23 protein-coding genes are annotated in these 24,098 nt (G+C 70.3%); 9 read left to right on the top strand and 14 right to left on the bottom strand.

Annotation, left to right across the window (positions count from 1 at the left end):
- Positions 1-66 precede the first annotated feature (66 nt).
- The 6 genes from FJV41_RS09155 to FJV41_RS09130 all read right to left on the bottom strand — a co-directional run bounded on the left by FJV41_RS09155 (position 67) and on the right by FJV41_RS09130 (position 5,934).
- A complete protein-coding gene (locus FJV41_RS09155) occupies positions 67-252 on the bottom strand; it encodes a hypothetical protein (RefSeq protein ID WP_141642049.1) in 186 nt (61 codons plus the stop codon).
- Positions 249-2,468 (bottom strand): peptidase domain-containing ABC transporter, encoded by a 2,220-nt coding sequence (locus tag FJV41_RS09150; protein WP_181790507.1) that lies wholly within the window; start codon positions 2,466-2,468, stop codon positions 249-251. The genes FJV41_RS09155 and FJV41_RS09150 overlap by 4 nt, the downstream gene beginning before the upstream one ends.
- Before the next feature lie 102 nt (positions 2,469-2,570).
- Positions 2,571-3,800, bottom strand: coding sequence for an MlaD family protein (locus FJV41_RS09145; RefSeq protein WP_141642047.1), 1,230 nt, complete (start codon positions 3,798-3,800; stop codon positions 2,571-2,573).
- Positions 3,797-4,618 carry an ABC transporter ATP-binding protein gene (locus tag FJV41_RS09140; RefSeq protein ID WP_141642046.1) on the bottom strand — a complete coding sequence of 274 codons (822 nt, stop codon included), beginning with the start codon at positions 4,616-4,618 and terminating at the stop codon, positions 3,797-3,799. Before FJV41_RS09140 ends, FJV41_RS09145 begins: the two co-directional genes overlap by 4 nt.
- Before the next feature lie 6 nt (positions 4,619-4,624).
- The gene (locus FJV41_RS09135) at positions 4,625-5,437 is read right to left on the bottom strand and encodes an MlaE family ABC transporter permease (RefSeq protein ID WP_141642045.1); all 813 of its coding nucleotides are present in this window, start codon (positions 5,435-5,437) and stop codon (positions 4,625-4,627) included.
- Entirely contained in the window at positions 5,434-5,934 is a 501-nt protein-coding gene (locus FJV41_RS09130; RefSeq protein WP_141642044.1) for a hypothetical protein, read from the bottom strand. Before FJV41_RS09130 ends, FJV41_RS09135 begins: the two co-directional genes overlap by 4 nt.
- A 395-nt stretch (positions 5,935-6,329) precedes the next feature.
- Here FJV41_RS09130 and FJV41_RS09125 point away from each other — a divergent pair, with 395 nt between their 5' ends.
- Positions 6,330-6,728 carry a hypothetical protein gene (locus FJV41_RS09125; RefSeq protein ID WP_141642043.1) on the top strand — a complete coding sequence of 133 codons (399 nt, stop codon included), beginning with the start codon at positions 6,330-6,332 and terminating at the stop codon, positions 6,726-6,728.
- Between the two features lies 1 nt (position 6,729).
- On the opposite strand, the gene recF is transcribed toward FJV41_RS09125, so the two are convergent.
- The gene (recF, locus tag FJV41_RS09120) at positions 6,730-7,872 is read right to left on the bottom strand and encodes a DNA replication/repair protein RecF (RefSeq protein ID WP_141642042.1); all 1,143 of its coding nucleotides are present in this window, start codon (positions 7,870-7,872) and stop codon (positions 6,730-6,732) included.
- Positions 7,873-7,933: 61 nt separating this feature from the next.
- The gene (locus FJV41_RS09115; protein WP_246137100.1) at positions 7,934-9,877 is read right to left on the bottom strand and encodes a sensor histidine kinase; all 1,944 of its coding nucleotides are present in this window, start codon (positions 9,875-9,877) and stop codon (positions 7,934-7,936) included.
- A gap of 204 nt (positions 9,878-10,081) precedes the next feature.
- On the opposite strand from FJV41_RS09115, the gene FJV41_RS09110 reads away from it, so the two are divergent.
- Positions 10,082-11,194, top strand: a complete 1,113-nt coding sequence (locus FJV41_RS09110; RefSeq protein WP_141642041.1) for a DNA alkylation repair protein — start codon at positions 10,082-10,084, stop codon at positions 11,192-11,194.
- A gap of 21 nt (positions 11,195-11,215) precedes the next feature.
- Here the strand turns inward: FJV41_RS09110 and FJV41_RS09105 are convergent, their stop codons facing one another.
- A complete protein-coding gene (locus FJV41_RS09105) occupies positions 11,216-11,506 on the bottom strand; it encodes a hypothetical protein (protein ID WP_141642040.1) in 291 nt (96 codons plus the stop codon).
- 66 nt (positions 11,507-11,572) lie between these two features.
- Here FJV41_RS09105 and FJV41_RS09100 point away from each other — a divergent pair, with 66 nt between their 5' ends.
- Entirely contained in the window at positions 11,573-12,271 is a 699-nt protein-coding gene (locus FJV41_RS09100; RefSeq protein ID WP_246137099.1) for a DUF1990 family protein, read from the top strand.
- Positions 12,264-13,526 carry a DUF1990 family protein gene (locus FJV41_RS09095; protein WP_141642039.1) on the top strand — a complete coding sequence of 421 codons (1,263 nt, stop codon included), beginning with the start codon at positions 12,264-12,266 and terminating at the stop codon, positions 13,524-13,526. The genes FJV41_RS09100 and FJV41_RS09095 overlap by 8 nt, the downstream gene beginning before the upstream one ends.
- A gap of 24 nt (positions 13,527-13,550) precedes the next feature.
- Here the strand turns inward: FJV41_RS09095 and FJV41_RS09090 are convergent, their stop codons facing one another.
- Both FJV41_RS09090 and dnaN read right to left on the bottom strand, forming a co-directional pair.
- On the bottom strand, positions 13,551-14,768 hold the full coding sequence (locus FJV41_RS09090; protein ID WP_141642038.1) for a hypothetical protein: 1,218 nt from the start codon (positions 14,766-14,768) through the stop codon (positions 13,551-13,553).
- 306 nt (positions 14,769-15,074) lie between these two features.
- Positions 15,075-16,181 (bottom strand): DNA polymerase III subunit beta, encoded by a 1,107-nt coding sequence (dnaN, locus tag FJV41_RS09085; protein ID WP_141642037.1) that lies wholly within the window; start codon positions 16,179-16,181, stop codon positions 15,075-15,077.
- Positions 16,182-16,447: 266 nt separating this feature from the next.
- On the opposite strand from dnaN, the gene FJV41_RS09080 reads away from it, so the two are divergent.
- Positions 16,448-16,951 (top strand): DUF6748 domain-containing protein, encoded by a 504-nt coding sequence (locus FJV41_RS09080; RefSeq protein WP_141642036.1) that lies wholly within the window; start codon positions 16,448-16,450, stop codon positions 16,949-16,951.
- 7 nt (positions 16,952-16,958) lie between these two features.
- On the opposite strand, the gene FJV41_RS09075 is transcribed toward FJV41_RS09080, so the two are convergent.
- From FJV41_RS09075 to FJV41_RS09065, 3 genes are read right to left on the bottom strand one after another with little or no spacing between them, the layout of a single operon-like run.
- Complete coding sequence (locus tag FJV41_RS09075) at positions 16,959-17,573, bottom strand: peptidase (RefSeq protein WP_141642035.1); 615 nt, start codon at positions 17,571-17,573, stop codon at positions 16,959-16,961.
- Positions 17,574-17,579: 6 nt separating this feature from the next.
- On the bottom strand, positions 17,580-18,389 hold the full coding sequence (locus tag FJV41_RS09070) for an ActD-like protein (RefSeq protein ID WP_141642034.1): 810 nt from the start codon (positions 18,387-18,389) through the stop codon (positions 17,580-17,582).
- Positions 18,386-18,871 (bottom strand): RNA polymerase sigma factor, encoded by a 486-nt coding sequence (locus FJV41_RS09065; RefSeq protein ID WP_141642033.1) that lies wholly within the window; start codon positions 18,869-18,871, stop codon positions 18,386-18,388. The genes FJV41_RS09070 and FJV41_RS09065 overlap by 4 nt, the downstream gene beginning before the upstream one ends.
- A gap of 292 nt (positions 18,872-19,163) precedes the next feature.
- Between FJV41_RS09065 and FJV41_RS09060 the strand changes: the two genes are divergently transcribed.
- Genes FJV41_RS09060 through FJV41_RS09045 form a run of 4 tightly spaced genes read left to right on the top strand, consistent with a single transcriptional unit; the run spans position 19,164 to position 24,098 of the window.
- Positions 19,164-19,823, top strand: coding sequence for a cobalamin B12-binding domain-containing protein (locus FJV41_RS09060; protein WP_141642032.1), 660 nt, complete (start codon positions 19,164-19,166; stop codon positions 19,821-19,823).
- 9 nt (positions 19,824-19,832) lie between these two features.
- The gene (locus FJV41_RS09055) at positions 19,833-20,537 is read left to right on the top strand and encodes a hypothetical protein (RefSeq protein ID WP_141642031.1); all 705 of its coding nucleotides are present in this window, start codon (positions 19,833-19,835) and stop codon (positions 20,535-20,537) included.
- Complete coding sequence (locus tag FJV41_RS09050; protein ID WP_141642030.1) at positions 20,534-22,579, top strand: hybrid sensor histidine kinase/response regulator; 2,046 nt, start codon at positions 20,534-20,536, stop codon at positions 22,577-22,579. The genes FJV41_RS09055 and FJV41_RS09050 overlap by 4 nt, the downstream gene beginning before the upstream one ends.
- Positions 22,572-24,098, top strand: coding sequence for a response regulator (locus tag FJV41_RS09045; RefSeq protein WP_141642029.1), 1,527 nt, complete (start codon positions 22,572-22,574; stop codon positions 24,096-24,098). Before FJV41_RS09050 ends, FJV41_RS09045 begins: the two co-directional genes overlap by 8 nt.

Raw genomic sequence — 24,098 nt, 5'->3', positions numbered from 1 at the left:
GGCCGGCGCTCGAAGCGGCTGGACGACACGGGCATCATCCGAGCACGGAGTGGGGCGCCGCTCGCCTCATCGCCACAGCGAGGCGAGCACCGTGCGGGATGCGAGCCACGCCACCGCGCCAAGCACCACCACGAGCACCGCGGTGAACAGCAGGGCGCGGTGGGGACGCGGATGCATCACCGCGCGCAGCTCCTCCGTCATCGCGGGGTCCGCGTCCACGTCGTCCTCGTCAGGCCGTTGCGCGGGCTTCATCGCTGCTCCATCTGGTTCTCGACGAGGGCGCGATAGCGGCCTTGGGGCAGGGCCACCAGCTCGTCATGGGTGCCTTCCTCGACGACACGGCCCTTGTCGAGCACGACAATCTTGTCCGCGCGACGCACGGTGGACAGCCGGTGGGCCACGACGACGAGCGTGCGTCCGGCGGCCTCGCGCTGGAGGGCCTCGGTAATCGCGCGCTCCAGCGCCGCGTCCAGGTGGCTGGTGGCCTCGTCGAGGAACAGCACGCGCGGGTCCCGATAGATGGCGCGCGCGAGCTGGAGCCGCTGTTCCTCGCCTCCGGACAGGCGCACGCCCGCCTCGCCAATCCGGGTCTTCAGGCCGTTGGGCAGCGCGAGCAGTTCGTCCAGGCACGCGGTGCGCGCGGCGTGCAGCAGTCGCTCCGGGTCCGGCGCGTCGTCGCCCAGGGCGATGTTGTCCGCCAACGTACCGTCAAAGATGTCCGTCTTTTGGAAGACGAAGGCCACCGAGCGACGCAGCGCGACGGGGTCGAACGTCTCCAGGGGCTGGCCGTCGTAGAGGACGCGGCCCTGCTCGGGGCGATACAGGCCATAGAGCACCTGGGTGAGCGTCGTCTTGCCCGCGCCCGAGCGGCCGACAATCGCCGTCATCTTTCCCGCGGGCAGGGTGAAGCTCACGCCATCCAACACGGGCGGCTCGTTGGGAGAGCCGTAGCGGAAGGTGACGCCATCCAGTCGGAGCTCCGGGGCCTGGGTGAGCGCGCGGGTGACGGGCCCGGAGTCATCGCGCAGCTCGGGCTGGGACTCGTAGACGATGTCCACGCGGCGCAGGGAGATGACGACGTCCTGGAGCTGGTGGATGAACATCACCAGGTTCTGCATCGGGGCCAGCGCGAGGCCGAGGATGGCGAGCGTGGCCACCATCTGCCCCAGCGTGAGCTGGCCCTCCAGCACGAGGTGGGCCTCGTAGACGAGGATGCCCACGTACATCGCTTGATTGACGAGCTGCGCGCCGGAGGTGTGCACGGTGTCGTGCAGCCAGATGCGGCGGGCGGCCTCGGCCTCGCGCGCCTGGAGCTTCTCCCAGCGGGTGCGCGCCTGACGCTCGGCACCACACGCCTTGAGCGTCTGGATGCCGCTGAGCATCTGCAATTCCAGGCGACTGGCCTCGGCGGCGACGCGGAAGCGCTGGTGGTCCAGCACGGTGCGCCGGGGCATGAGCACCAGCGTCCACAGTGAGTACAGCGCGGCGCAGGCGGCGAAGATGCCGAAGACGGTGGCGTCGTAGAGGAAGAGCACCACGCCGTAGCCCACGAGCATCACCAGGTCGAGCAGCACGGACACCGAGGCACCCTGGAGGATGCGACGGATGCGCTGATGGTCCTCGATGCGCTTGAGCAGGTCGCCCCGGTGGCGCCGGGCGAAGAACGTCACGGGCAAGGACAGCAGGCGCTTCCAGAACTGCGCGAGCAGCAGGGCGGAGAAGCCTCGGGACAGGAGGAAGAGCCCTGTGCCCCGGGCAATGGCGACGGCGACCTGGGCGACGAGCAGCACGCCCAGGCCCACGCCGACGGCGGTGAGCAGGGACACATTCCTTCCGCCCACGGCCTTGTCGACGAGCCCCTGGATGAGCAGGGGCTGCGCGAGCGCCAGGGCCTGGAGGAGCACGGTGGTGACGAACACCTGGAACAGCAGCAGTCGGTAGCGCAGCAGTCCCCGGCCAAAGCGTCGCAGCGCGCCGAGTCGACGCGAGGGGGTGGGGGTGACGGGGAGCGCGACAGGACGGAAGAGGGCCTCGGTGGGCTCCAGGGAGAGGAGGATTCCGTCCCAGTGCTCAGCGAGCTTCGCGCGAGGGATGCGCCGGAGGCCCTGCGCGGGGTCTCCGATGACGGCCTCCTTGGCGGTGACGGCGTAGAGGACGACGAAGTGGTTGTCCTCCCAATGGGCGATGCCGGGGAGGAGCGCCTGGCCTTCTTCGTCCTCCAGTTCGGAGGGGTCCTCGACATGGAAGGCGCGGACCTTGAAGCCCACCTTCTCGGCGGCGCTGGCGAGGTCCGGCAGGGAGGTGCCCACGACCTGGACGTGCGCGAGTTCCTTCAGCGCGGCCAGCGAGTGCGCGGCGCCGTGATACGCCGAAACCATCTCCAGGCACGCGGGGCCACAGTCAGCCTCCTCGAGCTGGTGGCGCAGGGGATACGGTTCCAGGGCAACGGCGAGCCGGGAGCGTGGCACGGTCAAATCGCTATCACGGAGTCGAGGTGGCAACCAGCCACCGCCCGGCACGACGCAGGCAGACCTGCCAGGGACTCGGGGCCCGGCTCAGCGGACCCGACCTCACTCCGCCGCGGGCACAGTGGGGGGCGCCGCATCCACGGGCGGAGGCGCCGCCACGGGCTGCGGGGGCTCGGCCGGCTTCGGCGCCTCGGCCTTGGGCTCCACGCGCTGCACCTTGCCCATCTGCTCCAGGTCCTTCCTGTTATCCAACGAGAAGCGCACCAGCGCCCGCAGGATGCGGTTGCGCTTCACGTTGCCCAGCACCTCGCGCAGGTCCTCGTAGACCGTGGGGTCGCTGATGAGCCCACCCAACGTGCCCTCCCCCTTCGCCACCGTCGCCGTGATTTTCTTCAGGTCCTCCGCCGCGCTGCCCAGGTCCGCGAACATCCCGCTCGCATCGCCATACACCAGCTGATGCACCGCCCCGTTCGGGCTCTTCTTCGCGTCCTCAATCAGCCCCGCCAACTGCCCCGCCGCCTCACCCAGCTCCCGCAGCGCAATCGCGCCCTCGTCCCCGTAGATGAGCGCGTGCGCCGTGCCGTCACCCGTGCGCACCTCGCGCAACAGCACCTCCACGTGCCCCACCGCGCCATCCACCCGCTGCGCCGCGCTCGACGCGCTCGCCATCAGCCTGCGCACCTCGCGCCCGCCATCCTTGTCGTAGATGAGCGCGTGCAACATCCCGTCCCCGTTCTGCACCTGCTCCAGCACCCCCCGCAGGGACGCCATGCTCCGCTGCACGTCCCTGGCGAGCTGGGGATCTCCATACGCATCCACCGTCTTGAGCAACGACTTGCTGATGGCCACCGAGTTGTCCATCACCTCGCTGGCGCTCTTGAGCAGGTTGGTCAGGTCTCCACTCGTGGACGACGCGAGCACCCCACCCGGCTCCACCGGCGGCGACGCGGGACTGCCCAGCGAGATGTCCACCGCCTTGTCCCCCAGCACGCCCATGCTCGTCAGCTGCGCCAGCGAGTCCTGCTTCACGCGGTCCCCGTACTTCGACGCCACCTGCAGCCGGACCTCCAGCTTGGGGTCGTTCGGGTCCTCGGAGAAGTAGATGCCCGTCACCTTCCCCACCTCCAGGCCCCCCAGCCACACCGGGGACTGGTCACTCAACCCCTGCACGTTGGCGAAGTACGTCCGGTACGTGTGCTGCCGCTGGAACAGCCGCGACTCCTGGCCGATGAAGAACACCACCACGCCCGCCACCGCCAGGCCGATGGCCACGAACAGCCCCGCGCGCAACGCCAGCCGTTTCTCGCCCGCCGCGGACGTGAACAGGCTCATGACACGCCTCCGGGCTCCAGCTCGACACGCCGCGCGTCCAGGAACGCCCGCACCTCCGGCACCGTGGAGCGACGGAACTCGTCTCGCGTCCCCACCTGGACGATGCGCCGGTTGGCCAGCATCGCCATCCGGTCACCCACCGCGAACGCACTCACCAGGTCATGCGTCACGACGATGGACGTGCTGCCGAGCTTGGTCTTCATCGAGTTGATCATCGAGTTGATGGACTGCGTCGTGACGGGGTCCAGCCCCGTCGTGGGCTCGTCCCAGAGGATGACCTCCGGGTCCGTGGCGATGGCTCGCGCCAACCCCACGCGCTTCTTCATGCCGCCCGACAGGTCCGACGGCATCAGCCGCTCCGTCCCCGGCAGGTTCACCAGCGCCAGCTTCTCCGCCACCCGCTGCCGCACCTCGTCCAGCGGCATCTCCGGGAAGTGCTCCCGCAGCGGATACGCCACGTTCTCCCCCACGCTCAGCGAGTCGAAGAGCGCCGCGCCCTGGAACACCATCGCCACGTGCCGCCGCACCGGGATGAACTCCTCCTCGGAGAAGCCCGTCACCTCGCGCCCCTGGAAGAGGATGCGCCCCGCGTCCGGCCGCTGCAGCCCGATGAGGCACTTGAGCAGCACGCTCTTGCCCGTGCCCGAGCCCCCCAGCACCACCAGCGTCTCCCCCGCCCGCACGTCCAGCTCCAGGTCGTCATAGACGCGCTTGGCGCCGAAGGACTTCTGGAGGTGCTCGAAGTGGATGAGCTGCTCACCCGGCGTGGGCCGGTGGAACTCGAACGTGGGCGCTTCCTTGCGGTGGGCGAAGGGCATGTCGCGTCACAGGTACAACGTCACCTTGGTGATGAAGAAGTCCGCCAGACACACCGCCACGGAGGTAATCGCCACCGTCTGCGTCGTCGCGCGCCCCACGCCCTCCGTGCCGCCTTCCACCGTCAGGCCCTTGAAGCACCCCACCAGCCCGATGATGAAGCCGAACACCGCGCCTTTGAACACGCCGGACAGGAAGTCCATCATGAACACCGCGTCCAGCGCGCCCTGGAAGAACAGGTCCAACGAGATGGCGTACTGCGCGTTCACCACCAGCGCGCCCGCCACCAGGCCCACCACGTCCGCGAACACCGTGAGCACCGGCATCACCAGCAGGCACGCGAGCACGCGCGGCACCACCAGCTTGCGCAGCGGGTCCGCCCCCAGCGCGCGGATGGCGTCCACCTGCTCCGTCACCGTCATCGCCCCCAGCTCCGCCGCCATGCCGCTGCCCAGGCGCGCGCCCACCGTGAGCGCCGTCAACACCGGCGCCAGTTCGCGGAACAACGTGAGGACGACCACGCGCCCCACCGTGTACTGCACCCCGAAGCGCGCCAGGAAGTAACCAAACTGCAACGAGATGACGAGCCCGGCGAACGTCGCCGTGAGCAGCGCGATGGGCAGCGAGCGCACCCCCAGCGTCTCCACCTGGAAGATGAACGAGGCGCCGTCGAAGGGCGGCCGCACCGCGCGGCTGAGCACCTGCCCCGTCATCTGGGTCATCGCGCCCAGCGACTCCAGCCGCTGCTTCGTGCGCTCCACCACCCCGGGGCGCTCCGGCACCGGCGCCGCCGGCACCTCCGCTTCCGCCGAGGGGCTCATCCGAAGTGCTCCGACTTGAAGCCCGCGAGCAGCGCGTCGAAGTCCGCCATCCGCTCCGCGGCCAGCCCGGGCGGCGCGACGTAGGAGAAGTCGAAGACGCAGTTGTCCTTCTTCAACACCACCAGCTCCAGCTCCACCGGCACGCCATCCATCTTCGCCAGGAAGCGGCTGCGCAGCGCCTCCCGCCCGTCCATGGCGATGAGGTGCTGGGACACCTCCTGGCGCTCGGTGAAGCCCATCAACAAATGCCGCGTGAGGACCGGGAGCGGCGGGTCGTCGTGCCCCTTGCACGTCGCGTTGACGGAGAGCGCGCGGCCCGTGCCCGTCTCGGCGAAGGCCAGGTCGTTGTCCTCCAACCAGACACGGCGCCAGTGCTTGGGCAGCTCGCCCACGCGGTAGCGCACCTCTGGCTTGGACAGCACGGAGTCCTCGAAGCTCACGCGGCGGCAGCCCCCGAGGGATGCGAGCAACACGAGCAGCAGCGTCATCCTCGGCATGGCACCGTTCTTCGCGGTCAGCACTTCCGGCCCTGCGGGCGAGTCATGCGACACCGGGGGCGGCGCCGCAAGAAATTCCGCGCGATAAAACGTCCACTACCCAGCCCTACCTCCACCCCTGGACGGTGGATGCTCGCCACTGAACCTTCCAGGTCACATGCTCGACACACCCCGTTTCGCGCGTCCGGCGTCGCATTCCCGGCGTGGAAAGGGGCAGGCCGTCCGCCCCGCCCACAATCAATCTCACCCGGCGCGCGCACGCGGGGAGTCCCCGTGCGCCCCCTCGGTTCGCATGTTCCTTCCAGCACCCCACTGGGACACGGAAGCCATGCGAGGCATCCGCCCGTCCCCCTCCTCCCTCTTCAGGGAGAGGACACGGCGCGAGGAGGAGACACATGGACGGCGGACTCGCGGTGTTCGGCTTCGGTCTCTTCCTGCTGTCGATTGCGAGCCTGTATGCACGCACGGCCTACGGCGTGGCCGTGGCCCTGCTGGCGATGTCGCTCGTGTCCATGGGCATGGCCTTCAGCGAGTCGAAGAAGCTGAGGGAAATCTCCCTGGGCCTGAGCCTCGGACTCCTGGCGGTGGCCACCATCGCCCTGGCCACGGGCACCGTGTGGTGGCTCACCCTGGGGACCTTCCTGTTCGCGGTGGCCTTCGCCGTACTCTGGGCCGAGTACCGCTTCGCCTTCTTCGAGCACGTCCGCCAGGAGGACCTGCCGCCACGGCATCAACACCACGCCCGGCGGATGAACGTGCACTGGCCCTGGCACCGGCGTCGCCCGGTGCCGTGAGTCAGCTCGCGACGGGGGGCGTCTCCGCGTCCCGCGTCGTCACCTGTCCCGCGTGCACGGAGAGCCACAGCGTGTCCGCCGCCGCCGCCCCGCGCACCAGCGAGCCGTCCGTGGTGGAGAGGAACACCTGCGCGCCGCTCCTCGCCAGGTAGTCCATCAGGTAGGCGTTGCGCTCCGGGTCCAGCTCGCTCGACACGTCGTCCAGCATGAGCAGCGGCAGGAACCCCATGCTCGTTTCCAGGTTCTCGATTTCGGCGATCTTCCAGCCGAGCACCAGCGCCCGCTGCTGTCCCTGACTCGCGTAGGCCCGCGCGCTGCGCCCTCCCAGCGTCACCGTCACGTCGTCCGAGTGGGGCCCCACCGACGTGAAGCCCCGGTCCAAATCGCGGCGCAGGCGCTCGCCCAGGGACTCCCGCAGCGCCAGGGCCAGCGCGGCCTCATCCGCCGTGGCGAAGTCTCCGCCCAGGTGCGCCGGGTGATAGCCGTACGAGGCCGGCTCCACCGTGCGGCCAATCGAGGCGAAGGTCGCCTGCGCGCGAGGCGACAGCTCCGCCATCAGCGCCCGGCGCCGCGCGTAGATGCGGGCCCCCGCCTTCGCCAGCGTCTCGTCGTAGGCGTCCAGGTAGGCCGGGTCCACCGCGCCGCCCTCGCGCAGGAGCCGGTTGCGGTTCTTCAGCGCGCGCGCGTACTCGCGGCTCTCCCGCAGGTAGGCGGGGAAGCGGTTGAACACCGCCCGGTCCAGGAAGCCACGCCGTGAGTCCGGCCCGCCCTTCACCACCTCCAGGTCATCCGGGGTGAAGGCCACGACGGAGACGCCGCCGAAGTACTCCTCCAGGCTGGCCGCCTTCTTTCCGTCCACGAAGGCCTGCCGGGTGCCGCCTCCCACCTCCACGGCGATTTCGCGCTCGGCCCCCTTGAGGAGGAAGCGGCCGGACACGCGCGCCGTCTGAGTGCCCCAGCGCACCAGCTCCGACAGCCGCCCGGCGCGCAGCGGCTTGAGCGTGGCGAGGAAGTAGAGCCCCTCCAACAGGTTCGTCTTGCCCTGCCCGTTCTGCCCCACGGCGATGGTGGCATGGGCGCTGGGCGTGAGCGTCACCTGCGCGAGATTGCGGAAGTCTTGGACGTGGAGTGCGAGGAGGCGCACGGCCCCCACCGTATACCCGCGTCCGTGGCGTCGCGGGGAGGTTATCTAGAGCGGGAGTCCGTCAGGACGCCAGGCTCTTGGCGGCGACGGCGACGGCGGGCTCGGAGGGACGCAGCGGCAGCTCCATGGTGAAGGTGGCCCCTTCGCCCGGCTGGCTGTCCACGCGGATGACGCCCTCCATCGCCTCCACGAGCGTGCGCGCGACATACAGGCCCAGCCCCAGGCCGCCGTAGTTGCGCTCGGACACGGCGCGCTCGAACTTGTGGAAGATGCGCGCCTGGGCCTCCGCGCTGATGCCGATGCCCTCGTCGCGCACCACCAGCCGGGCCCGCGTTTCATCCCGCTCCACGAGCACCCGCACGGGCCGGCCCGCGCCGTACTTGAGCGCGTTGGACACCAGGTTGGTGACCACCTGCTCCAACCGCATCCGGTCCCACAGCCCCGTCGCGGACTCCACGCCGGAGACCTCCACTTCGCACTCCGCCCGCTCCGCTTCCGGCTGGAAGCGCGCCACCACCTCCTGCACCAGCGCGAGCAGGTCCACCTGCTCGTACTCCAACCGCAGTCGCCCCGTGCCGATGCGCGACACGTCCAGCAGCCCGTTCACCAGGTCCGCCAGCCGCATCACCTGCCGCAACATGCCCTGCACCTCGCGGCCGTGGCGCAGCGCCCACGCGGAGCCCGGGTCCGCCAGCGCCGCGCGCGCGAAGGCCTGCAGCCTCAGGCCCAGCACCGTCAGCGGCGTCTTCAGCTCATGGCTCGCCACCGACAGGAACTCGTCGCGCACGCGGATGGCGTCCTGGAGCCGCTGCTCCACCGTCTTCAGGCGGGTGATGTCCAGGAAGGGCAGCACCGTCACCGCCGGGTGCCCGTGCATCGCGGGCAACATCTCCGAGGAGATGCTGAGCACGAACTCCCCGCCGTGCGTGTGCCAGACGACCTCCAGGCCCTCCAGCTTCTCGCCCCGCGCCGCGCGAGCGGAGGGGAGCTCCTCCGCCCTCAGTCGCTGGCCCGCCAGGTCCGTGATGTGGAACAGCTCGCCGTAGTCGGATGCCGGCACCCGCGTGGGGATGCTCACACCATGCAGCCGGTCCGCCGCCGCGTTGGAGAAGGTGAGGTCTCCGGTGCCGGGGTCCGCCATCACCACCGGCATGGGCATCAAGTCCAGCACCGCCTCCAGCCACCGATGCTGGCTCTCCACCGCCTGACGCGCGAGCACCTGCTCCGTCACCTCGAAGGCGAACGTCACCAGCCCGTCCACGCGGCCCCGCTCGTCGCGCAGCGGCTCATAGAGGAGGTTCCAGTACCGCGTCTCCACCTGGCCCCGCCCCGCGTAGTCGAGCACCATCGGGTACTCGTGGGCCACCACCCGCTCCCCCGTCTCCAGCACGCCCCGGTACAGGCTCACCAGCTCCGGAGCGATGTCCGGAATCGCCTCCAGCAACGTGCGCCCCACCAGCTCCCGGCCGCCCATCAACGTCTGGAGCAGCGGGTTGGCGAACTCGAAGCGCAAATCCGGGCCACGCAAGAGGTTGATGGCCACCGGCGCCTGCGTGAGCAGTTGATAGAGCCGCCGTCGCTCCAGTTGCTCCGCCTCGCGCGCGGCCAGCTCCGCCGTCACGTCCTTGTAGGCCAGGGCGATGTGGCTCACCTCGCCCCCGGAGGACGCGAGCGGGAAGCAGGTGCAGGCGATGGCGATGCGGTGCGCCTCTTTCACGTCGACGTGCCGCAGCTCCTTCACGTCGTACCAGATGACCGGCGTCTGGACCGTCTCGCCCGCGAAGGCCCGGCGCAGCAGCACGTCGAGCCCCAGCTTCGCGACCAGCTCGTCGCGGAAGAGGCTGTACTCGGGCGGTGGCACCGAGCCGAACATCGCCGCATAGGCCGGGTTGTGCAGCCGGCAGTGGCCTTGCGCGTCGAAGATGGCGTACGGCACCGGCGAGTGGAGGAACAACCCCTCCAGCAACACCAACGGGTCCGTCACCGAGGCCAGCTGCTCGCGCAACGCGAGCGCTTCCGGCGACGCGCGCACGCTCCGAGCCGCGCCGGAACCCTGGCTTCCTTTCGCGCTTGGTTTCCCGCCCCGAGGGCCCTGGCCCTTGCGTGTCGCCACAACCCGCACGACTAGCAGAAGACAGGCATTACTGGCAGCGCGGAAAGGTAGGACATGCCTTGTGGGCCCCCTCGCGACAGGCTTTGGTCCGGCCCCATGGCGGAGCCCCTCAAGACCTTCTTCGATGCCCGGCTGGTGGAGCGACTGGGCACCACGCTGCACCGCGCGCAGCCGTCCTTCCCGCTCGACACCTTCCTTCGCGAGGCCCGCCTGGGTCTGGACGGACACGAGCTCATTGGCCGCGCGCGGCACATCTCCCAGGCCATGCACCGCGCGCTCCCTCGCGACTACGCGAAGGCGGTGGAGGTGGTGGTGCGCTCGCTCGGCCCGCTCCGGGAGACGGACCGGGTGGGGGGCATGGAGGTCTTCTTCTACCTCCCCCACACGATGTTCGTGTCCGAGCACGGCCTGGAACACTTCGAGGAGTCCATGCGGGCGCAGCACGCGCTCACCCAGCGCTTCACGGCGGAGTTCTCCATCCGCCCCTTCCTGGAGCGGCATCCGGAGAAGACGCTGAAGCGGCTGCGCGAGTGGACGAAGGACGAGAGCGTCCATGTGCGAAGGCTCGTCTCGGAGGGCACGCGTCCGCGCCTGCCGTGGGCCTCCCGCCTGCGCGCCTTCCAGCAGGACCCGCGTCCGGTGCTGGAGCTGTTGGAGCTGCTCAAGGACGACGTGGACCTGTACGTGCGCCGCTCGGTGGCCAACAACCTCAACGACATCGGCAAGGACCACCCCGACGTGCTGGTGAAGGTGGCGAAGGCGTGGCTGAAGGACGCCTCACCGGAGCGGGAGTGGCTGGTGCGTCACGCGCTGCGCTCCGCCGTCAAACGGGGAGAGCCCGCCGCCCTGGAAGTGCTGGGCGCCGGCAAGCCCACCGGAATCGAAGCCCGCTCCACGGAGCTGCCCCGCCGCGCGAAGCTGGGCGGCGCGGTGGACGTGCGCTTCGTGGTGGCCAATCGCTCCAAGCGCACCCAGTCGCTCGTGGTGGACCTGGCGGTGCACTTCTTCAAGGCGCGCGGCGAGGCGCCCAAGCCCAAGGTCTTCAAGGTGCGCGCGCTGACGCTTTCGCCCGGACAGGAGGAGACGCTGGGCAAGCGCGTGTCCCTGGCGCAGCTCACCACGCGCCGCCACTACCCGGGCCCGCACCGCTTCGAGGCGCGGGTGAATGGCGTGGACCTGCCGCTGGGCGAGGTGGAAGTGGTGGAGTGACTCAAGCGGCGCGTCCTTCCTTCAGCGAGGCCCGAGCAGCTTCACCAGCTTGTTGTAGACGCCCATCACCAGGAGCGGCGACACCCACGAGCCGATGAAGCGGGCGGGCTGGGTGCGGCCCATCAGCTCCAGGCTCAGCGACACGCCCATCGAGCACAGGCTGGCGAAGAGGAACATGTGAGAGGGAATCTTGGCCGCCTGCTGCTCCAGCAAGCGGGTGAACGAGCTGTCCGCGTGCTCCGCCCGTAACACGGGGGGCAGCTCGTACTCGCGCTTCGACTCGGCGCTCGCGGGGTTGACGTCCAGGCTCATCGCGCTTGCTCCCCGAGCGGCCGGACAGGTCGGCCGGACGCCCTCCCGCACTCACGGGAAAGCCCCATGCCTCCCGGCGTCGCGGTCCCCATCATGGTGGGACCGGACCACGCGAAGGGCGAGAGGGTGAACCACCACACGACACCGGACACGGCGGGCGGCGAAGCGGGAGGACTCCAGCTCCCCGAGGCGGGTGCGGGCCCTCTGTTGCAACGCGATTACTGGGCCCTCATCCGGCACTGTCGCCACCGGCCCGCCGACCTCCTGGACTGGGTGGCGCGGAGGTTCTCCGAGTTCGCGCCGGAGGAGTTGTGTGTGTTCGAGCGCGAGTCCCCGTCCCGCGAGGACCAGCCGCTGGCGATGGGCGAGATGCTCACGGTGCGCATCCACGGCGCGGGGACGTTCGGCGTGCGCGTCATCCACAAGGACCGTCAGAGCCTGACGCTCGCCACGCTGCCGGGCCACCCGGAGGCGGGGCGCATCACCTTCGGCGCGTACCGCAACGAGTACGGGGACGTGCTCTTCCACATCCGCAGCCGCGCGCGCTCCGGCTCGCACATGCACCACTGGGGCTTCGTCACCGCGGGCGAGGCGATGCAGACCAACACCTGGACGGAGTTCGTCCTGCGTGTGGCCCTCTCCGCGGGCGAGGGCGTGGTGGGTGGCATCCACGCGGACACCCGGGAGCTGGGCGAGGAGCCGGAGGGTGGCGATGTGATGTCGGGGCCCACGTTCCTCGCGCGAGGAGACGACGCCGATGATTGAGTGGCGCTGGTTCTCCGGCTGGACGGACGACGAGCTGGCCCCCCTTCTGGAGCAGGCGCGAGCGCTGGCGCGCAACTTCACGGCCGCGTCGGGGGAGATGACGCTGGAGGCGGGCTGGAACCAGGTGCACTCGGTGTCCGCGCTGGGCCGTGAGCAGCCGGGCCCGCCGTCTCCCACGGGGCTGTTCGAGCGCGCCCGGGGCGTGCTGGAGACCTTCGACTTCTCCGACCCTCGCATCGTCCGCTGGCACTTCTCCTCCGACACGCCGCTGCATGGGCGCACGGTGCTGTTGGAGCTGAAGTCCCTGGCCGAGCGGCTGCGCTTCCTGTGCGCGGTGCGCGTGGGCGACACGCGGCTGGAGATTGGCGAGACGTGCAGCGTGTATGGCTTCAGCTTCGAAACGCTGGAGGGCCACATCGAGGAGGGGCGCGAGTGGTTCCTCTTGCGCAAGCACCACGACACCGGCGAGGTGCGCTTCGAAATCGAGGCGAGCTGGCGGCCCGGGAAGTTCCCCAACGCGTGGAGCCGCCTGGGCTTCGCGCTCGTGGGCAAACGTTATCAACGCGCCTGGCATCGGCTGACACATGCGCGCCTGCGCGAGCTGACGTGGAACCACCCGGAGTTCGCGGGCCTGCCGGAGCACCAGGGCACGATGGCCCATTCGGGACATGCGCTGGAAGAGCTGGGCCCGGTGCGCATCTTCGCGCAGCGCGCGCCAGGACGACTGAAGTCACACGTGGAGGAGGAGGTGGAAGCCGTGGAACGAGGACATTGGTTGACCCCCGTGGGGCTGGGAGTGCTCGCGGGCATGCGAAGTCTGAGTGCGCCCACGCTGGTGAGTCGCCGGCTGGCCCAGTCTCCAGACGCGAGGACGGACCCGCTGTCCGTCGCCCTGTCGAAGCCGTGGGTGCCCCGGGTGCTGGAGGTGCTCGCGCTGGGCGAGCTGGTGGCGGACAAGCTGCCGAAGACGCCCGCGCGCGTGAAGTGGGTGCCCATGACGGGCCGCATCTTCATGGGCACCGTGGCGGCGGCGTCGTCGGTGTCGGGGCAGACGCGGCGGCGCGTCGTGCTCGCGGCGGCGCTGGGCGGCCTCGCGGCGATGGCCTCCACCTGGGCCTTCTACTCACTGAGGAAACTGGCCACGGGGAAGCTCCACGTGCCCGCCCTGGCGGCGGCCTTCGCGGAGGATGCCCTGTTGGCGGCGCTCGCCTCGCGGTTGATGCCACTCGTGGACGACACGCCCGCGACGGGCTGAAGAGAAACGTCCCTCGCCTCCCGCTCAACCCGGGCGGGAGGCCGCGTTCCTCGCGGCCTGCACCAGCGCGGGCAGGTCCTTGACGTGCGTCATGTCCGGCCCCCCGTCCTCGGACGCACGCGGCTGGGCGCGCGAGGGAGAGAACAGCCGGGCCGGCGTCTGGGCCTTGCCGTGCAGGATGATGAACAGGCGCAGGGCGTCGCGCAGGCGCTCCACGTCGGTGCCGCCCTCGTCGCGGGCCCGCTGCGCCGCGCTCCACAACCGGGCCCACGCGGACTCCTCGCTCCAGGCCCCGGTGGGACGCTCGCGCGACAGGGAGGCCAGCTCCGCTGCCAGCTCGAACAGGCCCGCGCGTCCTTCATCGAAGACCTCGCCCGCGGCGAGCCTTGAATCACCCCGTCCGCTCGTCGCGGCCCCTTCTCGCGCGGCCAGCCACGGCAACAGCTCCGGGACCTCCTGCTCCAGCGGCATGACGGGGGCCAGCCGGTCGTCCAGCAGCGCGCGCAACCGCGCCCGCGCCACGCCGTGCCAGAAGGCCGCGTGCAGCACCAGCTCCGGTCCACTTCGAGGCACGTGCAGTGGCACGCGAGAAGCCCGGCGCGCCAGGAAGTCCTTCACCCGCCCGCTGGTGTCGAAATGCTCCAGGCGCTGCCACAGCGCGGCCAGCGCCGAATCGGCGAGCGGCAGGGCGCGGCGCAGCTCATCGGCCTCCGCCTCGTTGAAGGGCAGCACCCCCTGGGGCGCGGGGCGCTTGAAGACGCGCTCACACACCTCGGCGGCGGCGCACGCGGCGCGCAGCTCCGGGAGGTTGCGGGGCAACAGCTCCACGGCGCGGGCCCAGGTGCGCCTGCCCAAGAGCGGCCCCGCCTCCAGCACGACCTCCTCCAGCCGCAGCAGCGCCTCGCCCAGCGGTACCGAGCGCTCCGACTCCGGCAGCCTGCGCAGGGCCGCGTGCTGGACGGCCGCCCGCAGGCGCTCCACCTCCGCCATCAGCTTCATGGGCGCGGCGTCGAGGGGCCACGCCTCGGCGGCGGCGCGACGCTTCAGCGCGGCGAGCGTGGCATCCACCTCCGGCTGCACCTGCGCCACCTCGCGCAACAGCTCGAAGTGGGCGCGGACGCGGTCCTTCCAGAAGAAGGCCTCCAGCATCCCCCGCAGGGCCTGGTAGCGCAGGCGCGTGGCCTCCAGGAGGTCCGCGCGGTCCTCGAGTCGTGCGCGCAGGTTGTCCGGGTGCGTGGCCACGGCCTCACTATAAAAGCGGCCCCGGCTTCCGGCAGGCCCCCGAGCCCACGCCCCCTCGCGAGAGTGAACGATGGGTCGCCCATGACTGTTCCACCCAACAGGCGCCCCGCTCCGACGTCACCCTTCCCGTCCAGAAGGCGGCATCCCGCTGGCGCCAGCCCGTCCCGCGACCCCACGGCACGCGCGCTCGACGGCGCCTGTGCCGCCCGGCAACAAAAAGCCCATGCGACCCGGCCAGGACTCGGCGCGGACTCGCATGGGCGCGGGACGACTTGGGGAGCGCGGGGCTCCCGGCCGTGAAGCGACTCAGACGCGCATGGGCATGACGACCGCGGTGAACGTGCGGTCACCGGGCGCGTGCAGCACGCCGGGGCTGTGCTCGTCACCCAGCTCGAAGCTCACCTCGTCCGTGTCCGTGACGGCGAGCACGTCCGTGAGGTAGCGCGCGTTGAAGCCCACGGTGATGTCATTGCCCCGGTACGCCAGCTCCACCACGTCGCGCGCTTCACCCAGGTCCGGGTTGCTCGCGGTGATGACCAGCTTGTTCTCCTCCAGGCCAATGCGCACCGCGTTGCTCTTGTCCGCGGACAACAGCGCGATGCGCTTGAGCCCCTCCAGGAAGCGAACCTTGGGGACGAGGACGACCTTCTCGCCCTCCTTGGGGATGACGCGCTGGTACTCGGGGAACTGCCCGTCGATGAGCCGCATCACCATGGTGAGGCCGGGCTTCTTGAACAGGGCGGAGTTCTCCGCGAAGCCCAGGTGGCACTCCGCATCCGGGGCCTCGTCCAACAGGCGCTTGAGCTCCATCAGGCCCTTGCGCGGGATGATGACGCCGCTCTTGAGCTTGAAGTCACCCGTCAGCTCGCGCTCGATGAGCGACAGCCGGTGGCCGTCCGTGGCCACCATGCGGACCTTGCCGGAGGGCTGCGGCTCGAAGAAGACGCCGTTCAGGATGTAGCGCGTCTCGTCGCTGGAGATGGCGAACTGGGTCTTCTTGATCATCTCCAGCAGGGTGTTGCCACCCACCTGCACCAGCGGAGCGCTCTCCTCCTTGGGCAGCTTCGGGTACTCCTCGGCGGCCATGCCGACAATCTTGAAGTGGGCCGAGCCGCTGGAGATGTCCACGTAGTTGTTGGCCAGCTTCTTCAACGTCACCTGCGCGTCGGGCAGGTTCTGGACGATGTCGAAGACGTACTTGGCGCTGAGCGTGACGGCGCCCGGCTTGATGACCTCGGCGGGGTGCTCGGAGACGATGCCGATGTCCAGGTCGAAGGCGGTGACGGTGATGCCCCCCTTCGTCGCGTTGACGAGCACGTTCGCGAGGATGGGCATCGTCGTCTTGCGCTCCACGATGCCCTGAGCGCGGTAGAGGGCCTTCTTCAGCTCGTCGGCGGCGATGCGGAATTCCATCGGAGGGCGTCCTTAAAGGTCTCGGCCCCGAGGGGCCGATCAGGGGGCCGATGTAGCCCGTGGCATAGGGAGCGTCAACGACGCGCGAGCCCCCGTCTTCGCGCCCGACAGGTCCTCGACGCCTCTCATGAGACTCCCAGTCGCGCTGCACGGGCATTCAGTCACCCCCAGTTCAACTGACTGGTGGTCAGCTGGCCAGACAGGGGACTGGCCCTTGCCGCGTGGGCGATGGACACTCCCTGTCTACTCGCCTTCCGGAGCTTCCCATGAACGTCCGCCCGCTGTTGCTCGCCGCCCTCGCGCTGGGCTTCGCCGCCGGCTGTAGCAAGCCGTCCGCCTCCTCTTCGACGCCCTCGAACGAGCCCGGCACGCCCAGCGGCGACTCCCGGCAGCCCTCCGCGGAGACGGCCGCCGCCCCCAGTGGAGACCAGAGCGGCACCCCCGTCGCGCCTCCGCCCACCCCGGGCAACGGCGGCGAGGCCAAGGCGGGTGAGAGCGCCGTCTACATCGTCAAGGACAGCGGCGTGCGCTGCTTCGCCCCGCCCTGCCCCACCTACAACGCCGTGCTGGCGGACAAGCCGGACATGGACGCGATTCCCATCCACGAGCTGGACCTGTCGGCGGTGACGGGGGGCAACGAGCAGCAGATGGAGTCGCTGATGCAGCGCACGACGGCGGGCGGCCTCAAGCTCCGCGGCTCGCTGGAGACGCGGCCCAAGGCGGGCCCCGCGGGCGACGCCACCGTGCTGCGCGCCAGCAAGCTGGAGTAGGCGCCGCTTAGAAGTGCAGGCCGAGCTGGAGTCCGGGCCAGTGCTGGAGGCGCTGGTCCGCCTTCGGCTGGCTCTGGCTCACGGACATGCGCGTCACCGACGCGAAGTCCGGCTGTCCCCACACGAACCACAGGTTGTAGGTGGGGCCGACGAACACGGCCAGGCGAGGCAGCACCTGGACCCCCAGCATCACCCGGGCCTGGCCCAGCACGTTGCCGCCGTCGCCCTCCAGCGGCTTCTGAACCGGCTGCACCGCGCCGCCCGTCACGTCCAGGTCCAGCCAGAAGCGGTGCGACATCACCACGTGGCCGCCCACACCCAGGCCGAAGCTGAAGCGGGCCTCGTTGCGGCTGCCCGGCTCGATGCCGGCGAGCAGCGTCAGGTAGACGGGCCCTCCGCCCACCTTCACCGCGAGGTTGGCGAGCTGGATGTCGCTGGCCCACAGCTCCATGTGGACGTTGCCCTTGCGCAGCCCCCGGCGGCCCGGCGTCAGCCCCGGCTCCGGCGCGCTCTGCGCGAACACACCTTCACCCTCCACCAGCGCGAGGGGGCGTGCCGCGCCGACTTCCGCGGCCGCCGCCCCCGCCCACAGCCACAGTGCGAGAAGGGCGCAGGGTTTCATCACCCCTTACTTTTGAAGCGTGAAGGACACCTGCGTCAAGCCCTCGGGCAATAAGAGGGACGCGGTGTGCGCGTCGGCAGACGCCGCCAGCGTCCGGGCCGCCTCCAGCACCGGCGCCACGTCGAAGGGCTGGCCCGACGTCACCAGGAAGAAGCGTTCGAAGCGCGGTGCGTCATCCAGCTCGTAGGCCCCGGCGAGCCGCTGGGTGCCGGAGGGCGCGAGCGTCGCGGCCTGGGCCCCGTGCTCCGGCGCGTGCAGCGTCACCGAGCCGCGTCCGTCCACGGAGAGGATGACGCCGTGGGTCTGCCCCGCCGCCACGTACGCCAGCTGCACCACGTCACCCGCGACGGCCACGGCGCCCTCGGCGAGCAGCTCGTCCGCCTGGGCACGCTGGCGGTGGACCTCCAGCCGGGGCGTCAGTCCCTTGGAGCGCGTGGGCTCCGGCTCCAGGCCCGCGAGCGCCCCCGTCGTCGGCTCCCGCGTCGGTGAGCCGGACTCGGGTTGCACGACGACGAAGAGCGCGAGCGCCGCGAGCACCGGCACCAGGCCCATGGCCGACGTCAGCCACGGGGAACGAGCCGGAGCTTCGCGCGCGGGAGCGCCGCGGCGAAAGCGGGTGTCCACCTCGCGGGCCACGCGCTCGGGCGACAGCCGCTCCAGGGTGACGCGCGAGTCGGCCTCCAGCGCGGCGAGCCGCTCCGGGCCCCCGGGCTCCTGCGCGAGCCGGGCGCGCGCGGCGGCGAGCTCCTCGGGCGGCAGCTCGCCCAGCGCGATTCGCTCCAACAGCCAGTCCGGAATGCGTGAGGGGGAATTCATGCGGCCTCCAGCTCCAGCTCGTGCAGCGCCGACGTCAGCGCGCGCAGGCGCTTGCGCACGCCCGACACGGACAGGCCCACCTCGGCGGCCGTCTCCTCCAGCGTCATCCCATCCACCAGGTGCAGCACGGCGATGTCCCGGCTGGACGCCGGCACGCGGCCGAAGAGTTTGTCCAACATCCCTCGGGCACTGGCGCGCGACTCGGTGTCGTCCGCCGAGGCGATCTGCAACACCAGCTCATCCTCCCGGTCCTCGGGCCTGCGCTTCGCCCCTCGCAGCCGGTTGAGGCACACGGTGGTGGAGATGCGGTGCAGCAGGCTGGACGGAGCGGCGTCCTTCAACGCCCCCTGGTAGCGCAGCAGCTGCACGAACACATCGTGCATGGCGTCCACGGCCTTCTCCTCGTCACGCAGGAGGAAGCGGCAGCGCCGGAGCACCTGGGGGCCGTAGCGGCGGTAATAGGCCTCCACATCGATTGACACCGGAGTCGCGCCTCCCTCGTTTCGGTGAAGGGAACACCGGTGCCTCACGAAACTGTCACCGGCCTCCTCCCGAATTCGTCCCTACCCCGATTCACCCAGGAGGCAAAACCCATCCGCCGGCGCCGTCTGCAAAATCTACAGGGCCGCCGGGGCGGCAACCGCACGGCCGCGCCCCCTTCGAGTGTCGGGTTGTCGATGAAAACACCCGGGCTCCGCTGTACTCGACTGTAACGAAACGCGACCCCGTCACTACTTTCCGGTACTCGACCTCCCTGCCGAGCTCGTGACATCCGTGATTGAGACCGAAGACACCCTTTCCCACCTTCGGGCGCGGTATCTGACCGCCCAGCTCGCTGGCAACCGGAGGGAAGCCCTGCGCCTGCTCGTGGATGAGGGGCTGCTCGTGGGCGTCCCGCTCCAGGTGCTGCACCTGGACGTCATCCAGCAGGCCCAGTACGAGATTGGCCGGCTGTGGCAGGAGAACGTCATCTCCGTCGCGCAGGAGCACCTGGCCACCGCCATCTCCCAGCTCGCGCTCGCGCACCTCTACCGCCACCTCCCCAGGGACCCGCCCAACGGCAAGCTCGTCATGATGTCCTGCGTGGAGGGCGAGCTGCACGAGATGGGCGCGCGCATGGCCAGCGACTTCCTGGAGATGGCGGGCTTCGAGGTGCGCTTCCTGGGAGCCAGCGTGCCGCCCGAGCACCTGGCGCGCCTGCTGCGCGAGGTGAGGCCCGACCTGCTCGCGCTCTCCGTGACGATGTCCTACCACCTGCCAGCCCTGCGCCGAGCGGTGGAGCACGCGCGCGAAGCCCTGCCCGACGTGCCCATCGCCGTGGGCGGGCACGCGTTCCGCTGGGCGCCAGGGCTGGAGAAGGAACTGGACGTGAGCTTTCACGGCAAGGACGCGCGTGAGCTGGTCTCCGCCGCCTGCCGCACCCTGGGAGTTTGAGGAACCCACATGGAGACACCGAGCCGCCTGGTCGAAGCGCGCGCCGATGCCCTCGCACACGCCTCCGTCGAGGCGATGTATCAGGACCCCTTCTGGGAGGCGCGCTACGGCGCCGAGCGGGCCCGCCGCTTCGGCGACGAGGATGCCCGCTTCCATGTGCGCTACCTTGTGCAATCCCTCGACGAGCACCGACCCTCCGTCATGGAGGGCTATGCACGGTGGCTTCGCACCTTGCTGGTGTCGAGAGGAATGGCCACCCTCCACCTCGACCTGAATTTCGCCGGGCTGGCCACCGCGTTGGAGGCCGAGGGTTGGGGCCCCGGCACCGAGCCGTACGAGCATGTACGCGCCGCCCGGGAAGCCCTGCGCTATCCGGAAGGGCCCTCGCGTGCGCTGCAAGATGACGCCTCGGAGCTGTCCCGAGCCGCCACTGCACGCCTGGCCCTCTACCTCACGCCGGAGGACCGGCCTCGTTTGGAGGATGAACTGCGACTCCAGCTGTCATACCTCGCGGACGCACTCGACGCCGGCAAGCCCGCGCTGATGGCGGACCACGTGCGCTGGTACCTGGGCTTCTGGCCTCGGCGTGGCTTCGGCCTGCTGGCGTTTCCCTCCGTGCTCGGGATGCTGAAGCTGGTCCTCGGGGGCCGGCATCCCCAGGCCCGGGTGCTGCTCGCCACCGCCGGTGTCTCCTGGGACGAGACGCGCTCATGAGCGGCGCCACGCCCGAGGACCGCCCCGCCTTCGACGACCTGAGCCGCGAGGTCGCCCTGGTGTGTGACGCGCAAGGGACGCTCACCTGGGTGGATGCCCGCGCGCGGGACGTGCTCGACGCGAAGCCCGGCAAGACGCTGCGGGCGCTCGCCGCCCAGGGCACCGAGGACAAGGTCGACAAGCTGCTGGTGCAGGCCCGCGACGAGCGCGTGGACGGCTGGGAGCTCATCCTCTGTCGCGACGACGTGCCTGGCACGTTCGCCTTCCGCGCGCGCCCACACGACGGCGGGGTGCTGCTGGTGGGCAGCCTGGTGCCGGAGGACTACGGCCACGCGCTGGAGCAGGTCAGCTCCTCGATGAGCGAGCTGTCCGCGCTGCACCGCGAGACGGAGGGGCAGCGCCGCGAGCTCAAGCGCCGCGCGGACGAACTGGCGCGGCTCAACCAGGAGCTGAGCGAATCCAACCGGGGCATGCGCAGCCTGCACGCCGCGCTGGACGAGAAGGCGGAGGGGCTGCACCGCGCGGCCGAAATCAAGAACCGCGTCGTCGCCAACGTCAGCCACGAGTTCCGCACGCCGCTGCACTCCATCCTCGGCCTGTCCAAGGTGCTGCTCAATCCCATCAACGGCCCGCTGTCCTCCGAGCAGGAGAAGCAGGTCACCTTCATCCGCAACTCCGCCGAGTCGCTCTTCGAGCTGGTCAACGACCTGTTGGATTTGTCCAAGGTGGAGGCGGGCAAGGCCACGCTGCGCCACAGCCACTTCGTGGTGCGCGACCTGCTCGGCGCGCTGCGCGGAATGATGCGTCCGCTGGTGCCCGCCGACGCCCCCGTGGAGCTGCGCCTGGTGGAGCCGGCCGAGCCGCTGGAGCTGGAGACGGACGAGACGCGGCTGAGCCAGGTGCTGCGCAACCTGGTGTCCAACGCGGTGAAGTTCACCGAGTCCGGCCACGTCACCGTGTCCGCGGCCCCGGGTCCACGCGACACGGTCATCTTCACCGTGCGCGACACGGGCATCGGCATCGCTCCGGAGAACCACGAGCGCGTCTTCGAGGAGTTCACGCAGATAGACAGCCACATCCAGCGCAAGGTGAAGGGCACGGGCCTGGGCCTGCCGCTGGCGCGCCGGCTGGTGGAGCTGTTGGGCGGAACGCTCACCCTCCAGAGCCAGCCGGGCGCGGGCTCCACGTTCACCGTCACCATTCCCCGCGTCCACATGGAGGTCTCGGAGATGGCGGGGCTGGCCGAGCGCAGCCAGCACCTGGAGCCGGGCCGCGCGCCGGTGCTGGTGCTGGAGGACGACCGGCAGACGCTGTTCCTCTACGAGAAGTACCTGGCGCGCTCGGGCTTCCAGGTGCTGCCGGTGCGCAGCACGGACGAGGCGCGCCGGGTGCTCCAGCGCGTGCGTCCCGCCGCCATGGTGCTGGACGTCATGCTGGAGGGCGAGACGAGCTGGAACTTCCTCGCGGAGATGAAGAACGGCGAGGCCACGCGGGACATCCCCATCCTCGTCGTCACGGTGACGGACCGCGAGCAGAAGGCGCGCGCGCTGGGCGCCGACGAGTTCTGGCTCAAGCCGGTGGACGAGGGCCGCCTGCAGCGAAAGCTCCAGGAGCTGGCGCGCAGCGGGCCGGTGGAGCGCATCCTCATCATCGATGACGACGACGTGCACCGCTACCTGCTCAAGCAGTTGCTCAAGGACATGCCCTACGCGCTGCTGGAGGCCGCGGGCGGCGTCGACGGTGTCCGGCTGGCGCGCGAGCAGGTGCCGCAGCTCATCTTCCTGGACTTCATCCTGCCGGACATCACCGCCTTCGACGTGCTGGACGCACTGAAGGCGGATCCACGCACGCGCGAGATTCCCATCATCCTCCACACCTCGCACGAGCTGCGCGAGGACGAGCGCGCCCGACTGGCGAACGAGACGTCCGCCATCCTCTCCAAGCACACGCTCAGTCGCGAGGTGGCCATCAGCCGCATCCGCGACGCCCTGGCCAAGGCGGGTCTGGGTTCCCACACGCCACAGGAGGGAAGACGTGGTTGAACCTCGACTGGCCACCGTCCTCAACGTCAACGACGACGACGCCAACCGCTACCTGGTCAACCGCATCCTGGAGATGGCGGGCTACACCGTGCTGGAGGCCGCCACCGGCATGGCCGCGCTGCTCATGGCCGAGCAGCACCGGCCGGACGTCATCGTCCTCGACGTGAAGCTGCCTGACATCAGTGGCTACGAGGTCTGCGCGAGGCTGCGCGCCAACCCGGACACCGCGTCCATCGCGGTGATGCACACGTCCGCCACCTTCGTCACCTCCGACAAGAAGGCGCGGGGCCTGGACGCCGGCGCGGACGCATACCTCACCCAGCCCTTCGACGCCTCGGAGCTGGTCGCCACGGTGCGCTCGCTCCAGCGGCTGCGTCATGCGGAGCAGGCGGCCCGCAGGCGCGCCAACGAGCTGGCGGAGATGGACCGGCGCAAGGACGAGTTCCTCGCCATGCTGGCGCACGAGCTGCGCAATCCCCTGGCCGCCATCATGACGTCCATCGGCATCCTGGAGCGCAACCCGACCGACAACCTCAAGGAAGCGCGGATGCGCGGCATCATCCACCGTCAGACGCACCACCTGGCGCGCCTGGTGGATGACTTGCTGGACGTGAGCCGGATTACGCGCGGCAAGGTGGAGCTGCGCACGGGCCGGTTGGATTTGCGCGCGGTGCTGCTCCAGGTCATCCAGGTCATCCGCCCCGGCACCGAGGCACGCGGCCTGGGGCTGGAGGTGTCGCTGCCGGACAGCCCGCTGTGGCTGACGGGCGACGCCACGCGGCTGGAGCAGATCTTCACCAACCTCCTGGACAACGCCGCCAAGTACACCGACACCGGCCACATCACCCTGCGCGTGGAGCAAGAGGGCGTGAATGGGAGCGCGCAGGCGGTGGTGCGCGTGCGCGACACGGGCATCGGCATCCCCCAGGACGTGCTGCCCCGCATCTTCGACCTGTTCGCCCAGGCGGACACATCCCTGGAGCGCACGCGCGGGGGCCTGGGCATTGGCCTGACGCTGGTGCGCCAGTTGGTGCAGTTGCACGGGGGTCAGGTCACCGCGCGCAGCCACGGCACCGGCAAGGGCTCCGAGTTCGAGGTGAGGCTGCCGCTCCTGCACTTCATGGAGGAGACAGCGCCCGCGCCGCTCCCCCGGCGCACGCGCGCGGGGCGGCACATCCTGCTGGTGGAGGACAACCCGGACGCGCGTCAGGCCATGCGGGAGCTGTTGGAGCTGTGGGGCCACCAGGTGGAAGAGGCACCGGACGGCTTGCGGGGCGTGGAGCTGGCGGTGCAACGGCGGCCGGAGCTGGCGCTGGTGGACATTGGCCTGCCAGGGCTGGACGGCTACCGGGTGGCTCAGGAGCTGCGCTCGCGCGTGGGCCGCGACATCCGCCTCGTCGCGATTACGGGCTACGGCGGGCCAGAGGGACACGACCGGGCGCTCAAGGCGGGCTTCGACCTGCACATCGTCAAGCCCGTGAAGCCGGACGAGTTGGATCGCCTGTTGTCGAGTCTGTGA

Origin of the sequence: Myxococcus llanfairpwllgwyngyllgogerychwyrndrobwllllantysiliogogogochensis (assembly GCF_006636215.1) — a bacterium.
GTDB classification, from domain to species: Bacteria; Myxococcota; Myxococcia; order Myxococcales; family Myxococcaceae; genus Myxococcus; species Myxococcus llanfairpwllgwyngyllgogerychwyrndrobwllllantysiliogogogochensis.
Note: the sequence above shows the minus strand (reverse complement) of the source record. Positions and strands in the feature narration are given on the sequence as shown.

Coding starts and splice junctions, on each gene's coding strand:
- FJV41_RS09155 (WP_141642049.1), bottom strand. CDS start 252: ATGAAGCCCGCGCAACGGCCTGACGAGGACGACGTGGACGCGGACCCC.
- FJV41_RS09145 (WP_141642047.1), bottom strand. CDS start 3,800: ATGAGCCTGTTCACGTCCGCGGCGGGCGAGAAACGGCTGGCGTTGCGC.
- FJV41_RS09140 (WP_141642046.1), bottom strand. CDS start 4,618: ATGCCCTTCGCCCACCGCAAGGAAGCGCCCACGTTCGAGTTCCACCGG.
- FJV41_RS09135 (WP_141642045.1), bottom strand. CDS start 5,437: ATGAGCCCCTCGGCGGAAGCGGAGGTGCCGGCGGCGCCGGTGCCGGAG.
- FJV41_RS09130 (WP_141642044.1), bottom strand. CDS start 5,934: ATGCCGAGGATGACGCTGCTGCTCGTGTTGCTCGCATCCCTCGGGGGC.
- FJV41_RS09125 (WP_141642043.1), top strand. CDS start 6,330: ATGGACGGCGGACTCGCGGTGTTCGGCTTCGGTCTCTTCCTGCTGTCG.
- FJV41_RS09110 (WP_141642041.1), top strand. CDS start 10,082: ATGGCGGAGCCCCTCAAGACCTTCTTCGATGCCCGGCTGGTGGAGCGA.
- FJV41_RS09105 (WP_141642040.1), bottom strand. CDS start 11,506: ATGAGCCTGGACGTCAACCCCGCGAGCGCCGAGTCGAAGCGCGAGTAC.
- FJV41_RS09100 (WP_246137099.1), top strand. CDS start 11,573: ATGCCTCCCGGCGTCGCGGTCCCCATCATGGTGGGACCGGACCACGCG.
- FJV41_RS09095 (WP_141642039.1), top strand. CDS start 12,264: ATGATTGAGTGGCGCTGGTTCTCCGGCTGGACGGACGACGAGCTGGCC.
- dnaN (WP_141642037.1), bottom strand. CDS start 16,181: ATGGAATTCCGCATCGCCGCCGACGAGCTGAAGAAGGCCCTCTACCGC.
- FJV41_RS09080 (WP_141642036.1), top strand. CDS start 16,448: ATGAACGTCCGCCCGCTGTTGCTCGCCGCCCTCGCGCTGGGCTTCGCC.
- FJV41_RS09075 (WP_141642035.1), bottom strand. CDS start 17,573: ATGAAACCCTGCGCCCTTCTCGCACTGTGGCTGTGGGCGGGGGCGGCG.
- FJV41_RS09070 (WP_141642034.1), bottom strand. CDS start 18,389: ATGAATTCCCCCTCACGCATTCCGGACTGGCTGTTGGAGCGAATCGCG.
- FJV41_RS09055 (WP_141642031.1), top strand. CDS start 19,833: ATGGAGACACCGAGCCGCCTGGTCGAAGCGCGCGCCGATGCCCTCGCA.
- FJV41_RS09050 (WP_141642030.1), top strand. CDS start 20,534: ATGAGCGGCGCCACGCCCGAGGACCGCCCCGCCTTCGACGACCTGAGC.